The organism is Kouleothrix sp. (assembly GCF_046328425.1).
GTDB lineage: Bacteria > Chloroflexota > Chloroflexia > Chloroflexales > Roseiflexaceae > Kouleothrix.
In genome coordinates this window covers 107,951-127,876 of the sequence record NZ_JAXLWP010000018.1, presented here as the reverse complement: position 1 = coordinate 127,876, position 19,926 = coordinate 107,951, and the positions used below count along the sequence as shown (strand labels likewise).

General features: G+C 70.1%; 11 protein-coding genes. 7 read left to right on the top strand and 4 right to left on the bottom strand.

Features of this window, described 5'->3' with window-relative positions:
- Positions 1–15: 15 nt before the first annotated feature.
- Positions 16–2,055 carry an AAA family ATPase gene (locus U0177_RS17615; protein ID WP_409571967.1) on the bottom strand — a complete coding sequence of 680 codons (2,040 nt, stop codon included), beginning with the start codon at positions 2,053–2,055 and terminating at the stop codon, positions 16–18.
- Positions 2,056–2,296: 241 nt separating this feature from the next.
- Complete coding sequence (locus tag U0177_RS17610) at positions 2,297–3,904, bottom strand: alkaline phosphatase family protein (protein ID WP_409571966.1); 1,608 nt, start codon at positions 3,902–3,904, stop codon at positions 2,297–2,299.
- Positions 3,905–4,152: 248 nt separating this feature from the next.
- Here U0177_RS17610 and U0177_RS17605 point away from each other — a divergent pair, with 248 nt between their 5' ends.
- On the top strand, positions 4,153–5,256 hold the full coding sequence (locus tag U0177_RS17605) for a YihY/virulence factor BrkB family protein (protein WP_409571965.1): 1,104 nt from the start codon (positions 4,153–4,155) through the stop codon (positions 5,254–5,256).
- 87 nt (positions 5,257–5,343) lie between these two features.
- The gene (gene clpB, locus U0177_RS17600; RefSeq protein ID WP_409571964.1) at positions 5,344–7,959 is read left to right on the top strand and encodes an ATP-dependent chaperone ClpB; all 2,616 of its coding nucleotides are present in this window, start codon (positions 5,344–5,346) and stop codon (positions 7,957–7,959) included.
- A 231-nt stretch (positions 7,960–8,190) separates the two neighbouring features.
- Here clpB and U0177_RS17595 read toward each other — a convergent pair whose 3' ends face one another.
- Both U0177_RS17595 and U0177_RS17590 read right to left on the bottom strand, forming a co-directional pair.
- Entirely contained in the window at positions 8,191–8,955 is a 765-nt protein-coding gene (locus U0177_RS17595) for a carboxypeptidase regulatory-like domain-containing protein (protein ID WP_409571963.1), read from the bottom strand.
- Between the two features lie 84 nt (positions 8,956–9,039).
- Positions 9,040–13,092 carry a DUF1565 domain-containing protein gene (locus tag U0177_RS17590; protein ID WP_409571962.1) on the bottom strand — a complete coding sequence of 1,351 codons (4,053 nt, stop codon included), beginning with the start codon at positions 13,090–13,092 and terminating at the stop codon, positions 9,040–9,042.
- Between the two features lie 291 nt (positions 13,093–13,383).
- On the opposite strand from U0177_RS17590, the gene U0177_RS17585 reads away from it, so the two are divergent.
- From U0177_RS17585 to U0177_RS17565, 5 genes are all read left to right on the top strand, one after another.
- Positions 13,384–14,352, top strand: a complete 969-nt coding sequence (locus U0177_RS17585; protein WP_409571992.1) for a glycosyltransferase family 2 protein — start codon at positions 13,384–13,386, stop codon at positions 14,350–14,352.
- Positions 14,349–15,344: a lysylphosphatidylglycerol synthase transmembrane domain-containing protein gene (locus U0177_RS17580; protein WP_409571961.1), complete on the top strand. Its 996-nt coding sequence runs from the start codon at positions 14,349–14,351 to the stop codon at positions 15,342–15,344. Before U0177_RS17585 ends, U0177_RS17580 begins: the two co-directional genes overlap by 4 nt.
- Positions 15,341–17,440, top strand: coding sequence for a glycosyltransferase family 39 protein (locus tag U0177_RS17575; protein WP_409571960.1), 2,100 nt, complete (start codon positions 15,341–15,343; stop codon positions 17,438–17,440). The genes U0177_RS17580 and U0177_RS17575 overlap by 4 nt, the downstream gene beginning before the upstream one ends.
- Positions 17,441–17,654: 214 nt before the next feature.
- Complete coding sequence (solA, locus tag U0177_RS17570; RefSeq protein ID WP_409571959.1) at positions 17,655–18,836, top strand: N-methyl-L-tryptophan oxidase; 1,182 nt, start codon at positions 17,655–17,657, stop codon at positions 18,834–18,836.
- On the top strand, positions 18,820–19,626 hold the full coding sequence (locus U0177_RS17565; RefSeq protein ID WP_409571958.1) for an SDR family NAD(P)-dependent oxidoreductase: 807 nt from the start codon (positions 18,820–18,822) through the stop codon (positions 19,624–19,626). Before solA ends, U0177_RS17565 begins: the two co-directional genes overlap by 17 nt.
- Positions 19,627–19,926: the final 300 nt, after the last annotated feature.

The window sequence follows — 19,926 nt, the reverse complement described above, 5'->3', positions numbered from 1 at the left end:
AACGCTACTCGTGATTTAGCTCGGCGGAGCCGTCGTGCTGGCCCGGCCGAAAGGGCGGCGCGGCCCTCCTGGCACCGGCAGCGCGGCCTGCAATGCCGCCAGCTCGGCCACAAGCTGGCGCGCGTCGTCGTGGCTCAGCTCGCGCAGGTAGGCCGCGCTGTCTTCGAGCGCGCTGTGGACGCGCGCCAGCAGCTCGGTGCCGGCGGGGGCCGGCGGCTCGGCCGTGGGGGCGGGCGGCGGCACGGCGGGGGCGCTGGCCAGATCAGCCGCCAGCGCGGCTACTTGCTCGCGCAGCGCAGCTTCGTGGCGCAAGAGCGCGCCCGCCGGCCCGCGCAGCGCGTTGTAGATCGTGACGCTCGGCCCGGCGATGTGCAGCAGGTCGCGCCGGCTCAGGTCGCGGAGCGTAGCGGCGGGAATCTCGAGCGCCTCGCAAACCAGCGCGGCCTGCTCGCCCCAGGGCTGGGGCTCGAGCGCCTGCGCCGCAGCCAGCAGGCGCCGCGCGGGGTCGTCGAGCCGATCCCAGATCAGCTCCTCGGCCCAGTCCTGCACCTCCTTGGACCAGTCGGTGGGCCGCGCTAGCTCGCCGTTGCGGCGGTAGGCAGCGGCGGCGCGCCGGATCGGCCCGGGCATGCCGCCGACGCTGGCGTAAAGCTGGCGCCACTGCTCGTCGGGAAGCGGCGGCGCGCCTGCCCACAGCAGCTCGGCCTCGCGCTCGGTGAGGCCCGGCAGCGGCGGGAACAGCACGCTGTCGAGCGGGTCGCGGCCTACCAGCAGCAGCCGGCTCGAGCGGCGCGCCACCAGGTCGGCCAGCGCGTCGAGCAGCGCGGCGATCTCGTCGCCGTCGGCGCGGTGGATGTCGTCGAGCACAATCACCGCCGGGCGCGCCAGCAGACGGTCGCGCAGCGCGTCGAGCAGCGCGTCCGGGTCGTGCTCGTCGAGCGGGGTCTGGCGTATTTCGCGCCACAGCGCGTCGTCGCCGGCGGCGGCCAGCGCCTGCGCCAGGCCGCGCAGCATCCCGAGCAGCGTCGAGTCGCGGCCGGCGCGGCAGGCGTGCCACAGCACCAGCTGGCCGTAGCGCCGGCCCTCGGCGGCCAGCTCGGCCGCCAGCGCGGTTTTGCCGCTGCCGGGGAGCCCCCACACATGCGCCAGCCCCTCGGTCTGCAGCCGCCATGCGTAGTAGGCCTGCTCGTCGTGGCGGCCGACGAAGTCGGGCGTGCGCGGCAGCTGCTGGCTGGCCAGCGCGATTGGCGACTGCAGCGCGCGCTCGACGATCTGCGGCACCAGCGCGGCGATCCGGTCGATGCCCTGGCGCTTGGCGCGGCTGTAGGTGCTGGCGCTCAGCGCCAGGTCGTCTTGCAGCTCGGCGCGGCTCTGGCCGGTCTCGTACTCGCCGGTGCAGATCAGGTAGGGCCACCAGTTGCGGTCGATGGTGGAAATCGGCCCGGCCGGGCGCAGCTGGTCGAGCGCCTCGCGCAGCGCCTGCTGCAGCAGCGTGCCGCGCGGCAGCTGCTCGATGTCGGCCGGCAGCAGGCGCTGGGCCAGCGTGCTGTTGCCGAGCGCGAGCGGCGGATCTTCGGGCAGCAGCGGCAGCGCGCTTTTGACCGTGCCGCGCAGGCTGTCGGGGGCGTCGTCGTCGCGGTCGGCGCGCAGCTGCGCGAGGATGCGGTAGGCGGTGCGGCGGCTCAGGCGCGCGCCGTCGGCCCCCAGCAGATCCTGCGCGCGCCGCCACAGCCGGTCGCCGCCGGCATCGGCCTCTTCGGCTAGCGCCTCGGCCAGCGCCTGCTCGAAGGGCGAGGGCCGGCGATCACGCCGGCGCCGGTTTCCGGCCGGCCGCGAGCGCAGCCCCTCGAGGCCGCTGCCCTGGGCGTAGGCGCGCAGAATATTGCGGATGGTGCGCTCGGATACCTGAAACTGCACGGCGGCCTCGCGCTGCGTCTTGCTCTCGGCCAGCACGGCGTGAAGCAGCCGGTAGCGCCGCAGCCCCTCGGCATCGTCGCGGAATAGCTCGGACAGATCGGCCTCGGATAGTGGAGTAAAGGTCGCGTGTGCCGGCATGATCCCTCCGAAATCGCAATCAAGCCACGCCCGCAGCGCGGGCGCATCGATCGGGTTCCAGGTAGCTCGTGGAACGGGGGCGTGTCACGCGGCCTGGTGTGACAGCTACGGGTGTCGTCACGATGCTAGAGCACGTCGGTGTAGCTCGTGCTTCAGCCTATCATGCGGTCGGGGCGTGCGCAAGCCTCATGGCTGGCGTGGGGCGGCGCTGGCAGGGCCTTGAGAACGTGTTGTAATCTTCTCAGGCGCTCAGCTCGAGCAGGGCGTGGCCGCGAGCGCGCGCGGGCGCCGGCAGGTCGAACAGCGCCAGCAGGGTCGGCAGCACGTCGTAGATCGTGGCGCCGGCCAGCTCGCGCCCGCCGCCGGGGTTGCGCGGGTCGTAGAGCAGGAGCATGCCGCGCGGTGACTCATACGCGGCGTCGAGCGCGCTAGCCGGGGCGCTGCGCCATGGGCTGGCGTGCCCAGCCTCGGCGTTCGTGCGCCAGCCCGGCAGCTCGCCGATCACCTGGAGGTCGGGCGCGACGCCCTGCGTGCCGGCGTAGAGCGCGGCCGGCCGGTAGGCCACAAAGGCCGGGGCCTGCAGCGCCTGGGCCAGCGGCGGGCGCAGCGCGGCGATCCGCTCGGCCAGCTGGCCCAGCAGGGCGTCGGCCTGCTCGTGCGCCACAGTGCCCTGCGGCTCGCGGCCGGCGCGGTTCAGGAACAGGGTGCCGTTCGCGCCGGCCCATGCCCGTGTGGCCGGCCAGTCGATCAGCTCGGGGGCGAGCGGCCCTGGGCTGGCGGGCTGCTCGCGCAGTCGCAGCAGGCCCTCGCCGATCAGCCAGTCGTTCAGCGCCAGCTCGCCGTCGAGCGCCTGCGCGCCGCACGCCGACACGATCGCAACCGCAGTGTCGCTGTCGATCAGCTCGAGCAGGGCGCCGATCTGCTCGTCGATAAAGCGGTAGAACGCGCCGATCGCCGCGGCAAACGGGTGGTTCGGCACGTAGCGCAGGTGGGTCACGTCGAGCGTGTGCCAGAGCGCGCGCTGCACCGTGGCGATCCCGTCGTCGTAGAGCACAAAGGCATCGTAGCTCTCGCGCGCCAGCATGCGGCGGGCCAGCCTGAAGCGGCGCTCGGCGCGCGCGTAGGCCGCGCCAATCAGGCGGTCGAGCGCGTCGCCCTGCGTCACCGGCTCGGCCGGATCGTCGGCCAGCCAGCCCGCCAGCTGGCGCGCGAACGACGCCGGGTAGGCCGCAAGGTTGCCGCTGCTGTCGTTCACCAGGTGGCCGTTCAGCGGCGTGGTGGGGTATGTGAGCGGCGCGCCAACCACGCCGACATAGCAGTCGGCGCGGCCGAGCAGATCCCACAGGCGCGGCGCGCGCAGCGAGCGGCTGTCGAGCGGCGCGGGCGTGGCGTAGGTATAGTTAGGGCGCTGCTCGCCGGCATACACGCCAAGCTGGCCGGCATCGAGGCCGCTGAACAGGCTCAGCCAGGCGTTCGGGCTGCTCCAGGGCACGCTGCTCTGCAGCCGCCCGCGCACCCCGCGCTCGCCGACCGCCGCCAGCGCTCGCAGATCGGCGTGCCAGGCCCCCAGCGCTAGCTCGGGCGCGGCGCCGTCGAGCGCGATCAGCAGCAGCCGCCGGCGCGAGCCGCCGCCTAGGTAGAGGCTGGATTCGGCGCGAGGCCCGCCAACCTCGCGCGCCTGGCCCTGCTCGGCGCCAAGCTCGCCCTGCTGCTCCGAGGCTGCGCGCTGGCCCTCGCTGGTGGCGGCGTCTTTTTCGGCCGCCCTGGTGGTGCTGGTGTCGGCGTCGGTCGTGGTAGTGGTTGTGGTGGTCGCGATCTCGTCGCCGGAGTCGGGCTGAAGTGTATGCATAGATTGACTCCTTATGCTGTTGTTCGGCCTTACTCTACCAGGCTCGGGCGCCAATTGCAACCAATATTGTAGTACAAAGGTATGCTTCTTGCATCGTGTGTTCTCCACATGCTTCTCGTATTATAATGCCGCGCAGACGCAACCTTGGCCGCCGCGCCGGCCTGCTCTGCCGCAGGTAGATTCTGCCTGTGGCGAGCCGACGCGCATGCGCGCCAGGCGAATAAACAACCAGTGAGTATGAGAGCGCCATGAAGCTACAAGCCACGCTGAAGGACCAGGTTCTGCCGCTGCTGAAGGACACCGTAAGCGGGTTTCAGGAAGACGAGGCCGGGCAGCTCGGGGCCGCGCTGGCGTACTACGCCATGTTCTCGCTGTTCCCGCTTTTGCTGCTGCTGGTGGCCGGCCTGGGCTTTGTGCTGCGCTACTGGGACGAGGCGATCGACGTGCAGCAGCAGATCCTCGACGCCGTCGGCCACAACTTCTCGCCGCAGCTCAGCACGACGCTGGCCGGGATCCTCGGCAATGTCAAGTCGCAGGCCGGCGGCGCGACGATCATCGGCCTGGTGACGCTGCTGCTGGGCGCGTCGGGCGTGTTCCAGCAGCTCGACCTGAGCTTCAACAAGATCTGGGATGTGCCCAAGCCCGCCAAGTCGGGCGGGGTGCTCCAGTCGGTGCTCAACACGCTGCGCACGCGGCTGGTGTCGTTCGGCATGGTGCTGGCGGTTGGCTTTCTGCTGCTGGTGTCGATGGCGCTCACCGGCGTGTCGCAGGCGCTGCTGGGCGGCTTTCGCGACCTGCCGCTGATCGGCGGGGCGGCCGGCGTGGCGCTGAGCCTGGCGATCTCGCTGCTGCTCAACACGCTCGTGTTTGCGCTGCTGTTCAAGTTCCTGCCCGATACCACCGTGTACTGGCGCGATGTCTGGCTTGGCGCGCTGGTGACGGCGCTGGTGTGGGAGCTGGCGAAGTACCTGCTGGCCTGGTACATCGGCCGCTCGGCCCAGAGCTACGGCGCGTACGGCGCTGTTGGCACCGTGCTGGTGATCATGGTCTGGGTGTATTTCAGCAGCCAGATCCTGTTTCTTGGCGCCGAGTTCACCGAAGCGTACGCGCGCCGCCACGGCAGCCGCGCGCCCGCGCCGGCCGCGCAGCCGGGCGAGCCCCCGGCCGAGGCCCCGGCCGCCCCGGTAGCCAGCCGCCCCTCCGGCACGAACGTCAAGACCGTGGCGGTTGCCTCGGGCGCGGGCCTGGCGCTGGGCCTGCTGGGAGCGCTGGTAGCCGCGATCGTTGGCGTCGCGCTGGGCGCGCGCAAGCTGATCGGCGGCGTGGCCGGCCTGGTGCGGCGCAAGGCCTGAACATTAACACAACGCCAACATTCCACATACGTTTTTCCGATACGCTCATGCTATGATAACGATAGATTTTGAGCCGAGGAGAAACATATGTCGTTTAATACCAACCGCTTTACCGAGAAATCGGCCGAGGCGATCAACGCCGCGGTAAATATTGCCGAGCGCAATGGCAACAGCCAGGCCGAGCCCGAGCACCTGCTGCTCGCCCTGCTCGAGCAGGGCGATGGCGTGGTGCCGCAGGTGCTGGCGAAGCTGAACGTGCCGGTCGGCGCGCTGGCGCAGCAGGTGCGCGCCGAGCTGAATAAGTTCCCGCGCGTCAGCGGCGGCAATGTGCGCGTCGATTACTCGAGCCGCATGCGCAATCTGCTGGTTAAGGCCCACGACGAGCTGGGCCAGTTTGGCGACGAGTACGTCTCGACCGAGCACCTGCTGCTGGCCATCCTGGCGCACGCCGGCGGCGGCGCCGAGCGCCTGCTGAAGCAGAGCGGCCTCGACCGCGCAAAGCTCATGGCCGCGCTGCGCGAGGTGCGCGGCAGCCAGCGCGTCACCAGCCCCAACCCCGAGGGCACCTACGCCGCGCTCGAGCAGTACGGCCGCGACCTGACCAAGCTGGCCCAGCAGGGCAAGCTCGACCCGGTGATCGGCCGCGACGAAGAGATCCGCCGCGTGATCCAGATCCTCTCGCGCCGCACCAAGAACAACCCGGTGCTGATTGGCGAGCCTGGCGTCGGCAAGACCGCGATCGTCGAGGGGCTGGCCCAGCGCATTGTGCGCGGCGACGTGCCCGAGGCGCTGAAGGACCGCAAGGTCGTGTCGCTCGATATGGGCGCGCTGATCGCCGGCGCCAAGTATCGCGGCGATTTTGAAGAGCGCCTCAAGGCCGTGCTGAAGGAGATCCAGTCGCGCGAGGATATTATTCTGTTTATCGACGAGCTGCATACCGTGGTGGGCGCGGGCGCGGCCGAGGGCGCCATGGACGCCGGCAACATGCTCAAGCCGATGCTGGCGCGCGGCGAGCTGCGCCTGGTGGGCGCCACAACGCTCGACGAGTACCGCAAGCACATCGAGAAGGACGCCGCGCTCGAGCGCCGCTTCCAGCCGGTGGTGGTCGACCAGCCGTCGGTCGAGGATACGATCAGCATTCTGCGCGGCCTGAAAGAGCGCTACGAGACGCACCACGGCGTGCGGATTACCGACGGCGCGATCGTTGCGGCCGCCGTGCTGTCCGACCGCTACATCAGCGACCGGTTCCTGCCCGACAAGGCGATCGACCTGGTGGACGAGGCCGCTGCGCGCCTGCGCATGGAGATAACCTCCGACCCGCAGGAGCTCGATGATCTGAAGCGGCGCATGATGCAGCTCGAGATCGAGCGCGAGGCGCTGAAGAAAGAGAAGGATCAATCGAGCAAGGATCGGCTGGGGCGGCTCGAGCACGAGCTGGCCAACCTGCGCGAGCGGCGCGGCGCGCTCGACGCGCAGCTCCAGCGCGAGCGCGAGGTGCTTGGCCGCATCCAGAAGCTGAAGGAGCAGATCGACCAGACGCACGTGGCGATCGAGGCCGCCCAGCGCGAGTACGATTACAACAAGGCCGCCGAACTGCAGTATGGCACGCTCACGCGGCTCGAGAAAGACCTGGCCGCGGCCGAGGCCCAGCTCAAGGGCCACGACACCACCCTGCTGAAGCAGGAGGTCGACTCGCAGGACGTAGCGGCGATCGTCGCGCGCTGGACGGGCGTGCCGGTGTCGAAGCTGCTCGAGGGCGAGGTCGAGAAGCTGGTGAAGATGGAGGAGCGCCTGCACCTGCGCGTGATTGGCCAGGAGGAGGCCGTGCGCGCGGTGGCCAACGCGGTGCGGCGCTCGCGCGCGGGCCTGCAAGATCCGAACAAGCCGCTTGGCTCGTTCTTGTTCCTCGGGCCGACCGGCGTGGGCAAAACCGAGCTGGCGCGCGCGCTGGCCGAGTTCCTGTTCGACGACGAAGGCGCGCTGGTGCGGATCGACATGTCGGAGTACATGGAGAAGCACACCGTCGCCCGGCTGATCGGCGCACCTCCCGGCTACGTCGGCTACGAGGAGGGCGGCCAGCTCACCGAGGCGGTGCGGCGCAAGCCCTACAGCGTGGTGCTGTTCGACGAAGTCGAGAAGGCGCACGCCGATGTGTTCAACGTGCTGCTGCAGATCCTCGACGATGGCCGGCTGACCGACGGCCAGGGCCGGGTGGTGAACTTCAAGAACACCGTGATCATCATGACGTCGAACACCGGCAGCCTGCTGATCCAGGATCTGACGCGCGAGGGCGCGGCCGAGGCGACGATCCGCGAGGCTGTGCTCGAGACGTTGCGCGACGAGTTCCGGCCCGAGTTCCTGAACCGAATCGACGAGATCATTGTGTTCCATCCGCTCGGGCGCGCGCAGATCGGCCAGATTGTCGAGCTGCAGCTGGCGCGGCTGCGCAAGCTGCTGGCCGATCGCAAGATCGCGCTAGTGCTGACCGACGCGGCGCGCGCCAAGCTGGCCGACGAGGGCTACGACCCGGTGTATGGCGCGCGGCCGATCAAGCGCGTGATCCAGCAGCGGCTGCAGAACGAGCTGGCGCTCAGGCTGCTGCAGGGCGAGTTCCGCGAGGGCGATACGATCGAGGTCGGCGTCGATCGCGGCGGCGCCTTTACATTCGAGAAGGCCATGGCCGGCGAGCCGGTGCTGGCATAGCAGGGCGCTTGCTTTCTGGTAGGGGTTCGGGGGCGGCATTGCCGCCCCCGAATTTCTTTAAGGGCCTCGGAAACTCCAAATTATCCCGCTTGGTGGGGGTTTGGGGGCGGCTTCGCCGCCCCCAAATTTCTTATTGAGTTGCACGACGTGGCGAAGCCACGTCGTGCAACTCAATATGTACGTGATCAAGCGAACAGCGTATTTAGAATCCGGCCACGACCACAGCTGTGCCTACCGGCGCCTGCGGTCGTGCGCGGCCAGCAGCGACGCCAGAAAATCGTCGATCGGCGGCGCGGCCAGCAGCCGCTGCAGCATGGCGTGGTCGGCGGCCTGCGCGCGCACCAGCGCCAGCACCGAGCGCCCGCCAACGATCGGCGCGAAGCCGACGGTGCCGCCGGCCAGCAGCAGCAGCATGCCTGCGGCAAGCCACAGCCACGCCGATGAGTCGCCCGCGCCGGTGCGCGGCAGCCGCTTGGGCGCCTGAGCTGCCACAGACTTGGGCGCCGCGCCGGTGTGCGTCGCCGTCGTGATCGCGCGCACCGGCGCAGCGGCTGGCGCGGCCGGGCTGGGGGCCGGGCTGGTGAAGCTCAGGTGCTGCACCGTGGCCGTGTTCGCGGCCACCGCAACCGTCAGGCTGCCCTGCGCCGGCGTGCCCTGCGCGGTGCCAAGCTGCAGCGCCACGCTGTAGCTACCCACCGGCAGCCAACGATCGTAGTTGCCGTTGGCGTCGGTGGTGACCGCCGTGTCGCCGACAAGCACGGCGATGCCGGGCATAGGCGCGCCGGTGCGCTGGTCGATCACCGTGCCGGTGATGTGGCCCATCGCGATGGCTGCGCCCTCGCTCGATTTGATCGGGTCGAGCGCCGGCCGTGGCGAGGGCTGCAGCGCGACCGACGGGGCTTCGGCGCCGTGGGCCGGCAGCGCGCCCATGCCAAAGAACAGCATCACAATGCCGCAGGCGGCCAGCGTGCTGCCGATTTTTCGTCGTAGGTTCATGTGTGCTCCTTTGTGCGTCGCGTAGGCATAGATAGCGTGCGTGGCTCCGGGCGCGGCGCGCCGCGCCCGGAAGCGATGCCGGCATTAGCGGGCGGGCCGAACCGGCCGCGGCGGTAGCGGCGCGTCGGCGGTGGCTGCGGCGGGCGGCGGCGCGTTGCCGCCAGTGCCGAGGTGTAGATCGAAGCGGTTGTTGGCCTCGTTGCGCTCGTACACCGCGCCATAGCTGATATTCTGGTTCCAGCTGTCGACGTACAGGTACAGGTTCAGCCGGCTGGTGTCGAAGTAGCCGGGCCAGGCCGTGTTGCGGCCGGCATAGCTGGCGCGCGTCGAGGTGAGCGTCACGCTCTGCCCCGGCGCGAGCGTCGCGTCGACATACCAGGCGATGCCGTACTTGCAGCGCGACTTGCCGCAGCGCTTGTCCCACGGCTGGTTGGCGGCGGTCGGCGGCTCGGCCGGGTTGATGTAGAAGTCGACCCAGAACTGGCCCGCCGGCGCGTCGCCGGTATTGGTGATGCTGACGGTTACCTCGACTGGCTCGAACGGCGTGACCTGGTCGGTGCTGAGCTTGAAGCTGCCGACCAGGTCGGGCAGCGGCGGCTGGATGGCCCAGGGCACGTACGTCAGCGCGCGCGTGATCTCGAACGCCGCGCTGGTCGCGTCTGCCAGCCCGCTGGTGCTGGCGCTCAGCTGGTAGCCGGCGCCGATCCGGTCGATCGAGACGCTGTTGAAGCTGGCGATGCCGCCGCTCGCCGCCCTGTCGGCCGCGCCGCGCAGGCTCGCGCCCGGCGTTCCGCTGCCGCTCTTGATCGTCAGGGCGACTGCCGCGCCAAAGGTGGTGTCGACCCCACCAAAGCTGTCGACCGCCTGCACCACCGGCGCGGGCCGCAGCGCGTACCCCACCCCGCTCGTACCCGGCGAAGTGGCGAACACCAGGCGGTTGGCGGTGATGTTGAATGCCGCCGTGTCGCCCGTGGCCAGCGCGCCGCTGCTCGCGCGCAGCACATAACCGGCGCCAACGTGGTTGATGTTCAGGCCCTCGGCGGCGCCAAAGCTCACCTGGCCGCCGCTGGCAGCTTTGGCGCTGGTGCCGCCCAGCGCGCCGCCGCCAGGGTTGGCCTGGATGGCGAGGTCGATCGTACCGCTGAAGCCGGTATCCAGGTTGCCGTAGCTATCCTGGGCCTCGGCCGCGAGCGCGAAGGGCGCGTCGGCGGGGGTATTCGGCGGCGAGCTGATCACTACGAGCTTGGTGGCCGCGCCGGCCGTGATATCGAAGGCGCTGCTGTCGCCCACGGCCAGGGCGGCGGCGCTGGCGGTCAGCACATAGCCGACCCCGGCTTTCTGAATGTTCAGCCCGGCGGCGCTGAAGTCGGCTACGCCGCTGATTGCGCTCACGGTTGTCGTCCCCAGCAGCGACGGCCCGCTGCGGCCCACGCTCTTAAGCGTCAGCGTCACCTGGCCGTTGAAGCCGGTGTCGGTGGTGCCGGCGCCGTCTTGCGCGGCCACCTTCACCAGCAGGTTTTGCCCGGCGGGCGTGCTGACCGGCTGCAGGGTGAAGAACAGGCCGTTGGCGGTGATGTCGAAGGCGGGTGTGCTGGCCGGCGTCAGCCCGCTGGCGCTGGCGGCCAGCTTGTAGGCCGCGCCGATCTTGTCGATCGATAGGCCGCTGAAGCTGGCGACGCCGCTGCTCGCGCTTACGGTTGTAGTGCCGGCGAGCGCTGCGCCGGGCGTGCCGCTGCCGCCCTGGATCGCCAGCGTCACCGCGCCGCCGAAGCTGGTGTCGGTGTTGCCGAACTGATCCTGGGCGACGATCACCGGCTGCGTGGCGAAGGCGGTTCCGGCCATGGTGTTGGCGGGCGCTGCGGCCACGGCCAGCGCGCTGGCGGCAGCCGGCGTGATGTCGAAGGCAGTGCTGGCGGCGCTCGGCAGGCCGCCCATGCTTGCCACCAGCTGGTAGCCGCTGCCGGCGGTGGTGATATTCAGGCCGCTGAAGCTGGCGACGCCGTTGACCGCGTTCACGGTTGTAGTGCCGGCGAGCGTGGCGCCGGGCGTGCCGCTGCCGCTCTTGATCGCCAGGCTGATCGCGCCGCCGAAGCTGGTGTCGACATTGCCGAAGCTGTCTTGCACGCTCACCGACGGCTGGGTTGCGAAGGCCACGCCAGCGGTGGTGCTGGCGCTTGGCGATGTATCGAACACCAGCGTGCTGCGCGTGCCGCTGGCAATATCGAACGCGCTGCTGTCGGCGGTGGCAAGCGCGCCGCTGCTGGCGCGCAGCGTGTAGCCGGTGCCGATTTTGGCAATCGCGGCCTCGCCCGCGCCGCCAAACGCCGCGACGCCAGCTGCCGCCGGCTTGGCGGTGGTGCCTAGCAGCGGCGCGCCGGTGGGGTTGCTCTGGATCGCCAGCGCGACCGTGCTGGTGTAGGTTGCGTCGGTGTGGCCGAAGCCGTCGCGCGCGGCCACGCTGATCGCCAGCGGCGTGCCCGCGCCGGTGGGGTTGGCTGGCGACGCCGTCACGACCAGGCGGTCGGCGGTGATCGCGAACGCGCCGCTGGTGCCGGGCGTAAGCGCGCCGCTGCTGGCGGTGAGGCGGTAGCCCTGGCCGGCGTAGTCGATATTCAGGCCCTGGCCGCTGAAGTCGGCTATGCCGCTGCTGGCGGTGATAGTGGCGGTGCCGCCGAGCGTGGCGCCGGGCGTGCCGCTGCCGCCCTGGATCGCCAGCGTCACCGCGCCGGCGAACGAGCCGTCGAGCACGCCCTGGTCGTCGACCGCCTCGATCACGGGCTGGGCCGCGAAGGCGGTTCCGGCCATGGTATTCGTGGGCGAGGTGGTGAAGCGCAGCTGGGTTGCCGCGCCTACGAGGCTGGTGCAGGTCGGCACCGCGGTGTCGCACCAGGGCCGGAAGAGCACGTCGCCGCTCACATTATCGCCGTCGCCGGGCGGGCCGCCGCGGTCGCCCCACCAGTTGCGGGTCGCGTCGACCTGGCTGGCGGTCTGGTTGTCGATCGCGATGCCGCTGTTGTTGCCGAACAGGTTGTTGAATGTCACGACGTGCCCGCTGCCGCCGCTGATCAGCACGCTCTTGTCGCCCTGCAGGTTCAGGCCGGTGACGCGTACGCTGCCGGCGCTGACCTGGATGGCCGGGCCGCTGGCCGGGTGGATCAGAGGCTTGCCATCGTGCAGGGCCTGGAGCGTCAGGTTTTTGTCGATCGTCACCGTCTCGGTGAAGGTCGCGTCGGCCAGGCTCACCGTCGCGCCGGCCTCGGCCACCTGCACGCCCTCCTGCGCCAGCGCGCCGGGCTGCACCGTCACGGTGCTGGCGCCGATCGCGCCGCTTTTCGCGATCGACGTGCTGGCGAGCGTCAGGTGGGCGATCGACACCGCGCCGCCGGAAGTGTTCAGCGTCGTCGGCACGCTCAGCGTCACCGACTCGTTGTAGCTGCCCGGGTCGAGCACGGTTAGCGTGCCGCCGCTGGCCGGCAGCATATGCTCGGCCCTGCCCAGCGTGCGGAAGGGCAGCGCCTGCGAGCCGGTGTTGGCGTCGTTGCCGTTGGTCTGGTCGACAAACAGCTCGCGGGTGGGGCTGAACGCGGCGTCGAAGGCCAGCTTGGGCGCGGCCATGGCCGATACGCCGTAGCGGCGGATGGCGATGATATAGTGGGTGCCGGCAGTCACCTGGAAGTTCAGCTCCGAGCGCCGATTGCCGGCGACCGCGTCGTCGTTGCAGGCGATGCTGTTGGCTGGCTGCAGCGCGGTTTGCCACACCTCGATCACTGTGTCGTAGTTGGTGGCGGCATTCATGGTGCCGAGCAGCAGCCAGCCGCTGGCCGACGGCGTGAAGCTGTACCAGACGCTGTAGGTGTTGTCGGGGATGGGCGGGTAACTGCCGCATGTGCTCAGGCCGTCGGTCTCGGCCGCGTCGCGCGTAAATGTCGAAACATCGGTCGCGGCATCGCTGAAGCTGAACGGCGCCGCCGTCAGCGCGGATGTCAGGTCGAATGCGCTGGCGTAGGCATCGGTGATGGTGGCGTGGGCCGGTGGCGGCTGAAGCAGGCCGGCCAGCGCGGCGACAACCAGCAGCACGAGCAGTGTGGCCGCGTGCGGCGCGCGTGCGGCGCGCGGCTGGCTCGAAGGTCGGTGCATAGACAAAGCTCCTGATGCGTTAGCGTAAGGCGGTGTGAGGTGCTGAGCTGCCCTTCGATACATGCACAAGCCGAGCTCAGAACAAGCTCATGGCTACTTTCGCACATCTATGATGCGGCGTGGTACTCAGTTCCGCTGCGAATCGTAAACGAGATGTCATCAAGGTGTACTATAATGCGCCCACACATCACGCACCGGGCGCGGGCCGCTGCGCCGGTGGATAGAAGGACATACGACATGGAGGCAATCGCAGAGCGCGCGAGCGACTACGGCGGCTCGGAGCTGGCGGAAATGCCGCCCGCAGCGATCGATCTGTCGGTAGTGATCCCGGTGCTCGACGAGGCCGAGAACCTGCCGGCGCTGGCCGAGCGGCTGACGCGCTCGCTTGAGGCGCTGGGCGCGAGCTACGAGATCATCGTCGTCGACGACGGGAGCCGCGACAACAGCTTCGCGATTTTGCGCGAGCTGGCGCGCGCCGACGCGCGCATGCGCGTGGTGCGGCTGCGCCGCAACTTCGGCCAGACTGCGGCGTTCTCGGCGGGGTTCGACCGGGCGCGCGGCCGGGTGGTGGTGACGCTCGACGCCGACCTGCAGAACGACCCCGACGACATCGGCATGCTGCTCGAGAAGATCGACCAGGGCTACGATGTCGTCAGCGGCTGGCGCGCATTCCGGCAAGATCCGTTTCTGAACCGCCGGCTGCCATCGATGATCGCCAACTGGCTGATCTCGCGCGTGACGGGCGTGCACCTGCACGACTTCGGCTGCTCGCTCAAGGCCTATCGCGCCGAGGTGCTGGCGGGCATCCGGCTGTACGGCGAGCTGCACCGCTTCATCCCGGCGATCGCCAGCTGGCAGGGCGTGGCGGTGACGGAGCTGCCGGTGCACCACGCGCCGCGCCGCTTCGGCCGCTCGAAGTATGGCATTGGCCGCACGCTGCGCGTGATCCTCGACCTGATCACCATCCGCTTTCTGCTGAGCTACGGCACGCGCCCGATGCAGATCTTCGGCCTGCTGGGCCTGAGCATCAGCGGCCTCGGATTTCTGCTAGGCCTGTACCTGACGTACGCCAAGCTGGTCGCGGGCGAGTCGATCGGCAGCCGGCCGCTGCTGATGCTGGCGGTGCTGCTGATTGTCGTGGGCGTCCAGCTGGTGACGATGGGCCTGATCGGCGAGCTGGTGGTGCGCACGTATTACGAGACGCAGGCAAAGGCGATCTATGTGGTGCGCGAGGAGCTAGGCGCGGGGGTGGGCTCGTGAGCAATGCCGCCCCGGCGCGGCGCTGGCCGCTGACGCTGCTGCGCGTGGCGGTGAGCGGCGGCCTGCTGGTGTACCTCGTCGGCCGGGCGCAGCCCGCGCTGATCTGGCAGTCGTGGCGCGCGATCGACCTGCCGCTGCTGGGGTTGGCGCTGCTGATGCAGCTGGCGGGCATTGCGATCAGCGCGGCCAAGTGGGGCGTGGTGCTGCGCGCGCGTGGGCGCGGCCAGCCGCTGCGCTGGCTGTTCGGCGCCTACCTGGTGGGCCAGTTTGTCGGCAATGTGCTGCCGACGACGATCGGCGGCGACGCGATGCGCGGCGTGCAGCTGGGCCGCCGGATTGGCAGCTATGGCGAGGCCGGCGCGTCGATCTTTGTCGAGCGCCTCACCGGCTTTCTGGCGCTGAGCCTGATCGCCAACGCCGCGCTGGCGGCGAGCGTGCTGGCGCCAACCGCGCTGGCCACCACGCCGGCGCTGCGCTGGCTGGCGTTGGGCTTTGGCCTTGCGGCGATCGGCGCGCTGGCGGGCGCGCTGGCCGCGCCGTGGCTCGAGCGCGCCTTCGGGCCGCGCCTGCCCGAGCGGGCGCGGGCGCCGCTACGGCGCGTGGCCGAGGTGCTTTCGGCCTATACCCCGCGCGGCCGGCGCCTGGCGCTGGTGCTGGCGCTGTCGCTGCTGTTCCAGCTGCTGTGGGTGGCGCTGCACGCGGTGTGCGGGCTGGCGCTGGGCCTGCGCGCGCCGCTGCTGCTGTATGCGCTGATGGTGCCGCTCACCGATATGATCGGCCTGGTGCCGATCTTTGTGAACAACCTCGGCGCGCGCGAGCTGATCTTCACGCTGTACCTCGGCCAGATCGGCGTGGCGCCGGCCCAGGCGCTGGCGCTGGCATTTCTGATCTTCTCGGTGAAGCTGGCGGTGAGCCTGCTGGGCGGCCTGGTGATGGCGCTCGGCGGCGACATGCGCGCCGCGCGCATGTCGCGCGCGGAGGGCGACCAGTGAGCGATACACCGGCGGCGCGCGCGGCGCCAGCGCTGGCTGTGCGCTCGGGCGGCAGGGCCGTCGCTGCGCGCTGGCTGCTCGCGCTGGCGCTGTTTGCGCTGGCGCTGGCGCCGCGCGCGATTGCGCCCGGCGGCATTGTTACGGCCGACGAGGCCTACCACTGGTTTGAGCGCGCGGCGCGCTTCGGCCAGGCGCTGCAGAGCGGCAACTACGCCGGGACGAACCTGGTAGGCCACCCTGGCGTCACCACGATGTGGCTTGGCTCGCTCGGGCTGGTGCTGCGGCGCTGGCTGATCGACGCCGGCCTGGCCGACGGCGACAGCCTGTTTGTGTTTCGCGCGCTGATCCGCCTGCCGGTGGCGGCCGTTGCCGCGCTGTGCGTGGCGCTGGCGCTGGCGCCGCTACGGCGGCTGCTCGGCGCGCGCGCCGCGCTGCTGGCCACGCTGCTGTGGGCGGGCGAGCCGTTTGTGGTGGCGCACTCGCAGCTGCTCCATGTCGATGCGCTGCTGGCCTCGTTTGTGACGCTGGCGCTGCTGTACGCGCTTGTCGCATTCCGCTTCGACGATCCCGCGCCCGGCGAGCTGCTCGCGCCGCGCCTGCGCTGGCTGGCGGCCTCGGGGCTGTGCGGCGGCCTGGCGCTGCTCACCAAGTCGCCCGCAGTGCTCGTGCCGCCGATGGTGGGGCTGATCGCGCTGGTGGGGCTGTGGCGCGCGGCGCAGCCCGGGCGCCAGGCGTGGCGGATTGGCCGGCTGCGGCTGATCGTGTGGCCGCTGGCGCTGTGGGCGCTGATCGCGGCGGCTACCTGGCTGGCGCTGTGGCCGGCCGCGTGGGTCGGCCCGCTCGACGCAGCCTGGTCGATCTTCCACCAGGCCGAGGCCGACGGCGGCACGCCGCACGCGTGGGGCAACTTCTTCCTCGGGCACGCCGTGGCCGACCCAGGCGTGCTGTTCTACCCGGTGACGCTTGCGTTCCGGCTGGCGCCGTGGACGCTGCTTGGCGTGCCGGTGGGGCTGGCGCTGCTGGCGCGCCGGCAGACGCGCGGCCGCGCGGCGCTGGCGCTGCTGCTGCTGTTCGCGCTGCTGTTCGTGGCCATGATGAGCGTGCCGCCAAAGAAGTTCGATCGCTACGTGCTGCCGATCTACCCGGCGCTGGATGTGCTCGCGGCTGCTGGGCTGGCCGCCGTCGCGGAGTGGCTGCTATCTTTCCGCAGCACAAGCGCCGCAAGCCGCAAGCCGCGAGCCGCTTTGGCTAGCGCTGCCGGCTGGCTTGTGGTTGCTCTGCTGCTTGCCGCGAACCTGGCGTGGTTTCATCCCTACGAGCTGGCCTACTTCAGCCCGCTGCTCGGCGGCGGCCCGGCGGCGGCGCGCAGCATCCCGGTGGGCTGGGGCGAGGGCTACGAGCAGGCCGGGGCGTTTATCGACGCCCAGCCCGACGGCGCGGCGCGGCCGGTGGCGACCTGGTTCGAGCCGATCCTGCGCCCGTTCGTGCATACCGCCGTGCTGCCGCTGTACGCCGCGGCCGCGCCGGGCAAGGCCGGCTACGTGGTGCTGTATATCGATCAGCTTCAGCGCCAGGATGCGCCAGAGGTGACGGCGCAGTACCTCGGGAAGCTCGTGCCGCTGCATGTGGTGCGCATCCACGGCATCGAGTACGCGTATGTCTACCAGGCTATCCCGGCGGTGGCCCACGCCGCGCCGGCCGGATTCGGCCAGGGCATCCGGCTGCTTGGCTACGACATCGACGCGCGCGCCCAGGCCGGGGCGCTGACGCTGACGCTGACGTGGCAGGTGAACGCGCCACTGCCGGCCGACTACCTTATGTTTGTGCGCGTGATCGACGCGAATGGCCAGGTGGTCGGGCGGGCCGACGTGCCGCCCGGCGGCGCGGAGCCAACCAGCCAGTGGCAGCCGGGGCGCTTCGTCACCGCCACGGTGCCGATCCCCACGGCGCTGGCGGCGAGCCCGGGGCGCTACTGGCTGTCGCTGGGCGTGTACGACCCGGCCAGCGGCAAGCGGCTGCCGCTCGACGCTGCGCCCGCCCCCGGCGCCCCCGACGATGGCCCCGACGCACTGCGCATCCCGATCGCTATTCCGTGACACGGAATACGCGGTTCTTGACAGAATTGCGCGCGTAAAATATATTTTATAAAATATCAAAAGCGCCTGTTCATCAATCACTACCACGCGATCTACCGGGCCTGCCGCGCCAGGGATGCGCCGCCCACGGCAGCCGCGCAGCGTGCCCGCCGCGAACAACTCGAGAACCGCCTGCTCAGAGATTGGGCCTGAATGACGAAAGGGGCGACCTGCCGTGGCGAGCGAGTATACCGCAGACGTGATTGTTATCGGCGGCGGCGTTATGGGATGCGCGGCGGCCTACCACCTGGCGAAGGACGGGCGGCGCGTGCTGCTGCTCGAGCAGTTCGGGGTGGTGCATACGCGCGGCAGCTCGCACGGCCCCTCGCGGATCATTCGGCTGGCCTACGACACCGAGGACTATGTGCAGCTGGCGCGGGCGGCCTATGAGTTGTGGCGTGGCCTGGAGGCCGAGAGCGGCCAATCGCTGCTGCGCACGATCGGTGGCCTCGACCTCGGCGCCCCCGGCGCGCTGGCGCTTGACGAGATTCGCGCTACCTACGAGGCCGCTGGCGTAGCCTACGAGGCGCTCGACCGCGACGAGATTGTGCGGCGCTACCCCAAGTTCAACCTGCCCGATGGCACGATCGGCTACTACCAGCCCGACTACGGCCTGCTCGACGCCGACCTGTGCGTGGCGACGCTGGCCAGCCTGGCGCGCCGCCACGGTGCCCGGATCAACGAGCACGAGGCGGCCCTGCAGATCACGCCGCTCGCCGATGGCGTAGCGGTGCGCACGGCTCGCGGCACCTACACCGCCGGCCAGCTGGTTCTCAGCGCCGGCTCGTGGATCGGCCCGCTGCTCGGCCAGCTCGGCATCGCCCTGCCGCTGACGGTGACTAAAGAGCTGGTTGCGTACTTCCAGCCGCCCGACCCGCAGGCCTACCTGCCCGAGCGCTTTCCGATCTTCATCCACCGCTTCGCCAACACCACTACGCTGGGCAGCGGCTTCCCGATCTTCCGCCACGCCGGCTTCAAGATGATCTTCGACCGCACCGGCCCGACGGTTGAGCCTGGCGACCCCGACCGCGACCCGGCGCCGGGCCAGCTCGAGCTGCTGCTGAACTACGCCGCCGGCGTTCTGCCGTCGCTGGGCAGCCAGGTGATCGAGGCGGTGACGTGCCGCTACACGATGACGCCCGACGAGCACTTCGTCATCGGGCTGCACCCGGAGCACCCGCAGATTGTGATCGCCTCGCCCTGCTCGGGGCACGGCTTTAAGTTCGGCACGGTTATCGGGCGCATCCTCGCCGACCTGGTTGCGCACGGCCGTACCGCCTACCCGATCGGTCGCTTTCAGCTCAACCGCACGTTTACTGCTAGCCACGGAGGTATCGGCTATGACCCTACAGCATAGGCGTTTGGACGGAAAGGCCGCGATCGTCACCGGCGCGGCGGCGGGCATCGGCCGGGCGATCGCCGAGCGTTTTGCCGCCGAGGGCGCGCGGGTGGTGCTGGCCGACCAGAACGCCGCCGAAGCCCAGGCTGTGGCGGCGGCGATCGTCGCGGCCGGCGGCGCGGCCCTTGCCGTGGCCGTCGATGTCTCGGCCCACGACCAGGTGCAGCGCCTGTTCGACGCGACCATAGCGGCCTTCGGCGCGGTCGACGTGCTGGTGAATAACGCCGCACTGGTGAAGACCGAGCGGCACGTGCTCGAGGCCGACATCGCGTGGTGGTCGCGCATTATCGACGTCAATCTGAGCGGCGCTTTCAGCTGCAGCCTGCTCGCCGCCCAGCTCATGGCCCGCCGCCGAACAGGCTCGATCATCAACCTGTCGTCGGGCGGCGCCACCAAGGCGCACCGCGGCAACGTGGCCTACGACGCCGCAAAGGGCGGGATTGAGGCCATGACCCGGGCTATGGCCCTCGATCTTGGCCCATACGGAGTGCGCGTCAACGCCCTGGTGCCCGGCTCGATCGACAGCAAGGGCATGGCCCCCGAGGTGAAGGCGTCGCGCGGCGAAAATATTCCGCTCGGCCGCGTCGGCGAATCTGCCGAGATGGCCGGCCCTGCGGTTTTCCTGGCCTCCGACGACGCGAGCTATATCACCGGCCACACGCTGGTGGTCGACGGCGGCATGCTGGTGCAGCAGCGCTCGGCGACCGTCGACATCTTCCCGCTGAGCAAATTCCCCAAGCTGGGCTAGCGTTTGGGAAGTGCTCAGGGGCGTCCGCGACGCAGCCCTCTGGCTGTGCCGAGCCGATTTGGCCTGCGGCAGCAAGGTGCTTGTTTTCGCGCAGAGCGCGAAAACAAGCACAATGCCTGGAAAAGTACCGCTCTGCCGAAGGCAGAACAGGCCATTTGCAAATAGCAGCTTTTCCTGAGAGCCTGTTTGAAAAGGGGTGCGCGAGGGGCTATGCCCCTCGCATTCTTCTGGCAGGTGGCGGCCACGAATGTGGCCGCCACCTGCCAGAACAAGTGGATACTTGGAGGGACTTCGTCCCTC

Coding starts and splice junctions, on each gene's coding strand:
- U0177_RS17565 (WP_409571958.1), top strand. CDS start 18,820: ATGACCCTACAGCATAGGCGTTTGGACGGAAAGGCCGCGATCGTCACC.
- U0177_RS17605 (WP_409571965.1), top strand. CDS start 4,153: ATGAAGCTACAAGCCACGCTGAAGGACCAGGTTCTGCCGCTGCTGAAG.
- U0177_RS17610 (WP_409571966.1), bottom strand. CDS start 3,904: ATGCATACACTTCAGCCCGACTCCGGCGACGAGATCGCGACCACCACA.
- U0177_RS17595 (WP_409571963.1), bottom strand. CDS start 8,955: ATGAACCTACGACGAAAAATCGGCAGCACGCTGGCCGCCTGCGGCATT.
- U0177_RS17590 (WP_409571962.1), bottom strand. CDS start 13,092: ATGCACCGACCTTCGAGCCAGCCGCGCGCCGCACGCGCGCCGCACGCG.
- U0177_RS17615 (WP_409571967.1), bottom strand. CDS start 2,055: ATGCCGGCACACGCGACCTTTACTCCACTATCCGAGGCCGATCTGTCC.
- clpB (WP_409571964.1), top strand. CDS start 5,344: ATGTCGTTTAATACCAACCGCTTTACCGAGAAATCGGCCGAGGCGATC.
- U0177_RS17585 (WP_409571992.1), top strand. CDS start 13,384: ATGCCGCCCGCAGCGATCGATCTGTCGGTAGTGATCCCGGTGCTCGAC.